This window comes from Streptomyces sp. NPDC042638, assembly GCF_040647235.1.
Classification (GTDB): domain Bacteria; phylum Actinomycetota; class Actinomycetes; order Streptomycetales; family Streptomycetaceae; genus Streptomyces; species Streptomyces rameus.
On record NZ_JBEZBT010000046.1, the window covers coordinates 25705 to 31783 of the forward strand.

General features: G+C 73.4%; 8 protein-coding genes. 7 read left to right on the plus strand and 1 reads right to left on the minus strand.

From position 1 onward, the window contains the following. Nucleotides 1–35 precede the first annotated feature (35 nt). From AB0B40_RS29080 to AB0B40_RS29100, 5 genes are all read left to right on the plus strand, one after another. The gene (locus AB0B40_RS29080) at nucleotides 36–758 is read left to right on the plus strand and encodes a siderophore-interacting protein (RefSeq protein ID WP_362266409.1); all 723 of its coding nucleotides are present in this window, start codon (nucleotides 36–38) and stop codon (nucleotides 756–758) included. A gap of 285 nt (nucleotides 759–1043) precedes the next feature. Continuing rightward, a complete protein-coding gene (locus AB0B40_RS29085) occupies nucleotides 1044–1631 on the plus strand; it encodes an HhH-GPD-type base excision DNA repair protein (protein ID WP_345052371.1) in 588 nt (195 codons plus the stop codon). Nucleotides 1632–1758: 127 nt separating this feature from the next. Then, nucleotides 1759–2454, plus strand: a complete 696-nt coding sequence (locus tag AB0B40_RS29090; protein ID WP_362266411.1) for an HdeD family acid-resistance protein — start codon at nucleotides 1759–1761, stop codon at nucleotides 2452–2454. Between the two features lie 94 nt (nucleotides 2455–2548). Beyond that, nucleotides 2549–2866 carry a hypothetical protein gene (locus tag AB0B40_RS29095; protein ID WP_345052366.1) on the plus strand — a complete coding sequence of 106 codons (318 nt, stop codon included), beginning with the start codon at nucleotides 2549–2551 and terminating at the stop codon, nucleotides 2864–2866. A gap of 54 nt (nucleotides 2867–2920) precedes the next feature. Next, nucleotides 2921–3046 (plus strand): hypothetical protein, encoded by a 126-nt coding sequence (locus AB0B40_RS29100; RefSeq protein WP_345052364.1) that lies wholly within the window; start codon nucleotides 2921–2923, stop codon nucleotides 3044–3046. 21 nt (nucleotides 3047–3067) lie between these two features. Here AB0B40_RS29100 and AB0B40_RS29105 read toward each other — a convergent pair whose 3' ends face one another. After that, on the minus strand, nucleotides 3068–4648 hold the full coding sequence (locus AB0B40_RS29105) for a helicase HerA-like domain-containing protein (RefSeq protein WP_345052361.1): 1581 nt from the start codon (nucleotides 4646–4648) through the stop codon (nucleotides 3068–3070). A 113-nt stretch (nucleotides 4649–4761) separates the two neighbouring features. Between AB0B40_RS29105 and AB0B40_RS29110 the strand changes: the two genes are divergently transcribed. Together AB0B40_RS29110 and AB0B40_RS29115 are read left to right on the plus strand one after the other, a co-directional pair. Beyond that, nucleotides 4762–5058 carry a type II toxin-antitoxin system VapB family antitoxin gene (locus AB0B40_RS29110; RefSeq protein ID WP_004943146.1) on the plus strand — a complete coding sequence of 99 codons (297 nt, stop codon included), beginning with the start codon at nucleotides 4762–4764 and terminating at the stop codon, nucleotides 5056–5058. 98 nt (nucleotides 5059–5156) lie between these two features. Then, nucleotides 5157–5792 carry a LytR C-terminal domain-containing protein gene (locus AB0B40_RS29115; RefSeq protein WP_345052359.1) on the plus strand — a complete coding sequence of 212 codons (636 nt, stop codon included), beginning with the start codon at nucleotides 5157–5159 and terminating at the stop codon, nucleotides 5790–5792. Nucleotides 5793–6079 lie beyond the last annotated feature (287 nt).

A 6079-nucleotide genomic window follows, 5' to 3' on the forward strand; every position in this document is an offset into this window, starting at 1 on the left:
CCGGGGCGGAATCGTACGCGAGCGGTGGAGGGGTCATGGGGCAGGGGCGGGGCTGGGAGGGGGCGGTGCTCAGACTGCTGCGCGCCAAGGACTTCGTGCTGACCGTCCTCGGCACCGAGGACGTGACCCCGCGCTACCGGCGGCTCCGGCTGAGCGACGGCGGACTGCTCGCCACGACCGGCGTCCACCCCACGATGTGGGTGCGCCTGTGGTTCTCCGTCGACGGCCGGCCGCACCAGCGCGCCTACACCCTGGTCGACCCCGACCCGGCCGCCGGCACCTTCGGGCTGGAGTTCGCCCTGCACGAGGGTGTGGCCTCCGACTGGGCCCGCGCCGCGCGGCCCGGCGACACCGTCGAGGCCACCGTTCAGGGCACCGGCTTCCAGGACCCCGACCCCGCTCCCTCCCATGTCGTCGCCATCGGCGATCCGGCCTCGCTGCCCGCGATCAACTCCCTGCTCGGCGCCCTGCGTCCGGCTCCGGCGACCGTCTGGTTCGAGGGCGACCCGGCGGGGCTGCCCAGCCGGACCGGGGCCGGCCGGCACGAGATACGGCCGGTGCCCCGCCGGGACGCGGGCGCCCACCTGGTGGAACGGGTCCGCGCCGAACTGCCCGCCGTTCTCGCCGGCACTCCGCACCCCTACGTCTGGATCGCCTGCGACACGGCGACCACCCGCACACTCGCGGCCTACGTCCGCAGGGACCTGGGCGTGCCGAAGCAGCGGGTACACGCGCTGGGGTACTGGCACGCGGACTGAGCCGAGCCCACGAACCGGCCGAGCGAGCACGCGAACCAGCCGAGCGAGCATGCAGAACCAGCCGAGCGAGCACACAGACCGGCCGAGCAAGCACACGAACCAGCCGAGCAAGCACGCGGACGCGCATACGGATCCCGTGCGCCGAGCTAGCACGCACACCCGCGTACGGACCCCGCGCGCCGGCCGAGTGGGCGGACCCGCATACGGACCCGCGCGCCGGCCGAGTGGGCGGACCCGCATACGGACCCGCGCGCGGAGCCGGTGGGTGCGCGGGATCATCGACGCATGGACGTCACCCTGCACCTCGCCCAGGACCCCTCGGCCGACGCGCTGCTCGGGCGCTCCCCGCTGGCCGCGCTGACCGGGATGCTGCTGGACCAGCAGATCCCGATGGAGTGGGCGTTCAAGGGCCCCCGGACCATCGCGGACCGGCTCGGCACGGAGGACCTGGACGCGCACGAGATCGCGGCGATGGACCCGGAGGCGTTCGCCGCGCTGCTCTCCGAGAAGCCCGCGGTGCACCGCTACCCCGGCTCGATGGCGAAGCGGATCCAGCAGCTGTGCCAGTACCTGGTCGAGCACTACGACGGGGACGCGGAGGCGGTCTGGCGGGGCGTCGGCACCGGGGCCGAGCTGCTGCGGCGGCTGGAGGACCTGCCGGGGTTCGGCAGGCAGAAGGCGCAGATCTTCCTCGCCCTGCTCGGCAAGCAGCTCGGCTTCGCCCCCACGGGATGGCGGGAGGCCGCCGGTGCCTACGGCGAACCGAAGTCCTTCCGGTCGGTCGCCGACATCACCGGCCCCGAGTCGCTGGCCAAGGTGCGTGCCCACAAACAGGAGATGAAGGCGGCGGCGAAGGCGGCGAAGCAGAAGTGACGAAGCCGGCGGCCAGGGCCGCCAAGGCGGCGGAGCAGGAGCAGCAACGCTCCCCGGGCGGGGCCGTGGGTCACCCGCACAGCCCATCCCGGTGGTCCCCGCCGCCGGGCCGGTCACACCATGGGGCATGACCGACATACCGAGCAGCGGCCCGGGCCGGGACCGCCCGTACGACGACCGGTACGTCCATGCGACGGAACCGCCCGGTGGTCCCCCCGCGGCGGAGCCGTCCCGTGGCCGCCATGAGCCGGAGCCGCCGTTCGAGGGTCCCCTGCACGCCCTGTCCCGGGCCGCCTGGCAGGTGGTGCTGGTCACCGGGATCGCCTCCCTCGTCCTCGGCGTCCTGGTGCTGCTCTGGCCGGGCGCCTCCCTGCTCGCCGCGGGTGTGCTCTTCGGCGTCTACCTGCTGTTCAGCGGTGTCTTCCAGCTGGCGTCCGCGTTCGGCACGCACCGGACGACCTCGCTGCGCGTACTGGGCTTCATCAGCGGCGCGCTGTCGATCGTCCTCGGCCTGTTCTGCTTCCGCGGGCCCATGCAGTCGATCCTGCTGCTCGCGCTGTGGATCGGCATCGGCTGGCTGATCCGCGGGATCACCCAGACCGTGGCCGCCGTGCACGACTCCCGCACACCCGCCCGGGGCTGGCAGATCTTCCTCGGGATCGTCACCTTCCTCGCCGGGATCGTGCTCATCGACTCGCCGTTCGAGTCGGTCGCGGTACTGACCCTCGTCAGCGGGCTCTGGCTGCTCGTGGTGGGGATCGTGGAGATCGTCACCGCGTTCCGCATCCGCGGCCGGACCCGCCAGGTGCCGCGCGCGGTATGACCGGCGTCAACCGCACGCACCCCGGGTACGCCGAGCGGGCGGATCTCGCGCCCGGCGTGCAGTCCTCGCCGCCCGCCCCGGGGAAACAGATGGCGTGAGCAGGAGCAGCAGCACACCCCGCGGCCGTGGTCGGCTACGGGTCCTCGCGCTGCTCCTCGCCCTGTGGGTGCCCGTCCATGTGCCGGCCCAGGCGGTGCCGGCCCTGGCCGTGGCCGCCGAGGCCGACGGACACGACATTCCCGACACGCCCCTGCGGCCGGCCGCCCGCGCCGTCCACCGGGCCGACGCGCCCGAGCGCCTCGCACCCCTGCCCGATCCGGCGCCCGCCCGGCCGGCGGCCCGCCCGTGCCCCGCCACGCCGCGGATGCCGTACGCCCCGCCCCTGCCGCGCACGGTGGTCCTGCGCTGCTGACGGACCCGCGTCCCCCGCGAAGTCAGTCGGCTCGACGCAAGGAGCAGCACCGTCATGCCCAAGGATCCCTACGCCGTCCTGCGCGCCCTGCTGCGCGCGGAGGCCCGGCGCGGTACGGCGCCCAAGCCGGACCAGCGGACACCGCAGCAGCAGCGGACACCGCAGGACCGGGACCGCTGAACGGACCCCGGCGGGGGCGGGCTACCGCCTCCGCCGGGCGGTGCCGAACAGGGAGCGGGTGATCTCCCGGCCGAGCTGGGTGCCGACCGAGCGGGCCAGCGACTTGAACATGCCGCTGCTCACCACCTGTTCGACCAGGGAGGGCTCGTCCCTGGGTGCCGCCTCGGGCCTGCCCGCCGCCTCGGGACTCGGTGCCGGTGCGGCCTGCGGCGGCCGGGCGGCGCTCAGCCTCTCGTACGCCGACTCCCGGTCCACAGCCTGTGCATAACGGCCGTGGAGCGAGGAGCCGCGCACCGCCTCGTCCAGTCCGGCGGCGTCGACCGGGCCCATCAGGGACTCCGGGGCCCGCAGCCGGGTGGCGGCGACCGGGGTCGGCGCCCCGGACTCGCTGAGCACGGTGACCACGGCCTCACCGGTGCCCAGCCCGGTGAGCAGTTCCTCCAGGTCGTACGGCGACTTCGGGAAGGTCTGCACGGTCGCCCGCAGGGCCTTCTCGTCCTCCGGGGTGAAGGCGCGCAGGGCGTGCTGCACGCGGTTGCCGAGCTGGCCGAGGACCTCGCCGGGCACGTCCCTCGGGGTCTGGGTGACGAAGAAGACGCCGACACCCTTGGAGCGGATCAGCCGGACCGTCTGCGTGATGGACTCCAGGAACGCCTTGGAGGCGTCGTCGAACAGCAGGTGCGCCTCGTCGAAGAAGAACACCAGCTTGGGCTTGTCCGCGTCGCCGACCTCGGGCAGGTCGTGGAAGAGGTCGGCCAGCAGCCACATCAGGAAGGTGGAGAACAGCAGCGGCTTCTCCTGCACCGCCGGGAGTTCGAGGACCGAGACGATCCCCCGGCCGTCCTCGCCCGTACGCAGGAGGTCCGCCGTGTCGAACTCCGGCTCGCCGAAGAAGTCCGTCATGCCCTGCGCCTCGAAGGCCGTGAGCGAACGCAGGATGACCCCGGCCGTGGCCGTGGACAGGCCGCCGATGTTCTTCAGCTCGGCCCTGCCCTCGTCGGAGGTGAGGAAGGCGACCACCGCCCTGAGATCCTTGAGGTCGATCAGCTCCAGGCCCTTGGTGTCGGCGTAGTGGAAGATCAGACCGAGGGACTGCTCCTGGGTCTGGTTCAGCCGGAGCGCCTTGGCCAGCAGCACCGGGCCGAAGCTGGTGACGGTGGCCCGTACGGGGATGCCGTGGCCGAGGCCGCCGAGCGCGAGGAACTCCGCCGGAAAGGCGGCCGGAGTCCACTGCCGGCCGACCTCGCCGGAGCGTGCGCGCACCCGGTCGTTCTCCTGTCCCGGGCGCGCGATGCCGGACAGGTCGCCCTTGATGTCCGCGAGGAACACCGGCACGCCCTGCGCCGACAGCTGCTCGGCCATCAGCTGGAGGGTCTTGGTCTTGCCGGTGCCGGTGGCGCCCGCGACCAGGCCGTGCCGGTTGAGCACGGTCAGCGGGATGCGGACCGGCGCGTCCGCGTGGCACCGTCCGTCCCACAGGAGGGCGCCGAGGTCGAGCGCGGGGCCGGTGAAGGAGTAACCGGCGGCGATCCTCTGTGCCGGGGCGGGCAGGACTGAGGCCGCGTCAGGGCCTGCGGGGGGTGCGGTCTCACTGTCGCTCATCTCCGGCCCCTGTTCCCGTAGCACCCTGTATGCCCGTTATGCTCCATCTTTTCAAGCGTCGCACTGCGCCGCCATGGCTGCGCCCGGAACGTCTTGGCCGGTAGGCTTTCCGTGTGATCTTCAAGCGCATCGGAAACGGCCGGCCGTACCCCGACCACGGCCGGGAAAGCACCCGGCAGTGGGCGGACGTCGCACCGCGCCCGGTCCGCCTCGATCAGCTCGTGACCACCAAGCAGCAGCTCGACCTGGAGACCCTGCTGGCGGAGGACTCGACGTTCTACGGCGACCTCTTCGCGCACGTCGTCAAGTGGCAGGGCGACCTGTACCTGGAGGACGGCCTGCACCGCGCGGTCCGAGCAGCCCTCCAGCAGCGCCAGGTGCTGCACGCGCGCGTGCTCGAACTCGACTGACGCGGCGCGACACGGCCGTTGGCCCTTTCGGGTTCCGCTGAGCGGCATCAGCTGATCATCTGATAGGCATCGCCGCTCGGGCGCACTACGCTGCGCTCATGAGCATGCTGACTCCCCCGGGCATGGGCGGCCAGTACCGCATCACCGGGGACAAGTACCCCCGGATGCGTCCGTCCCGCCGACGCGGCAGGCTCGTGGCCGCCGTGCTGGCGTCCGTCGCCGTACTCGGCGTGACCGGCTGGGGCACCCTGCAGCTCATCGACGTCTTCACGGGCGGCGACAACCCCACCGTGACCGGCACCGCGGCAGGCTGCCGGACCAAGGCCTCGGCGGCTCCGGCGGCCCACACCGCGGCCCTGCCCGAGCCGGGCCGGATCACCGTGAACGTCTACAACGCCACCAAGCGCGGCGGGCTCGCCAAGAAGACCGCGGACGAGCTGCGCAAGCGCGGCTTCCGGATCGGCGCCGTGGGCAACGCGACCAAAGCGTACGACCAGAAGGTCAAGGGCACGGGGCTGCTCCTCGGCGCCCCCGCCGCGCAGGGCACCTCGCTACGGGTGCTCGGCACCCAGCTCGCCGGTGCGCGGCAGCAGGCCGACGCCCGCAAGGGCGCCGACCTCGACCTGATCATCGGGGACGGCTTCAAGGGCCTGGCCCAGCAGGCCGCCGCCGATCGCGCGCTGACCGCCCTGACGGCCCCGGCACCGACCGCGCCCACGAAGAAGAGCTGCTGAGAAGCGCGCTCTGAGGCCGGCACCCCGAGGGCGCCGAAGGGGCACCGGGGACGGTGTGGCACACCACGCCGGCCCCGCGAACACACACGCCGGTCCCCGCCGCGCCGGCAGGCCCGCAGACACCACGAAGCGGGCTCGCGAACCTTCACGAGGGCCCCGCCAACACACACGCCGGACCGGCAGACACGCACGACCCGGACCCCCGGGCGCGCACGCCGGCCCCGCGAACACGCACGCCGGCCCCGCGAACACGCACGCCGGCCCCGCGAACACGCACGCCGGCCCCG

Coding starts and splice junctions, on each gene's coding strand:
- AB0B40_RS29100 (WP_345052364.1), top strand. CDS start 2,921: ATGCCCAAGGATCCCTACGCCGTCCTGCGCGCCCTGCTGCGCGCGGAG.
- AB0B40_RS29090 (WP_362266411.1), top strand. CDS start 1,759: ATGACCGACATACCGAGCAGCGGCCCGGGCCGGGACCGCCCGTACGAC.
- AB0B40_RS29105 (WP_345052361.1), bottom strand. CDS start 4,648: ATGAGCGACAGTGAGACCGCACCCCCCGCAGGCCCTGACGCGGCCTCA.
- AB0B40_RS29085 (WP_345052371.1), top strand. CDS start 1,044: ATGGACGTCACCCTGCACCTCGCCCAGGACCCCTCGGCCGACGCGCTG.
- AB0B40_RS29115 (WP_345052359.1), top strand. CDS start 5,157: ATGAGCATGCTGACTCCCCCGGGCATGGGCGGCCAGTACCGCATCACC.
- AB0B40_RS29080 (WP_362266409.1), top strand. CDS start 36: ATGGGGCAGGGGCGGGGCTGGGAGGGGGCGGTGCTCAGACTGCTGCGC.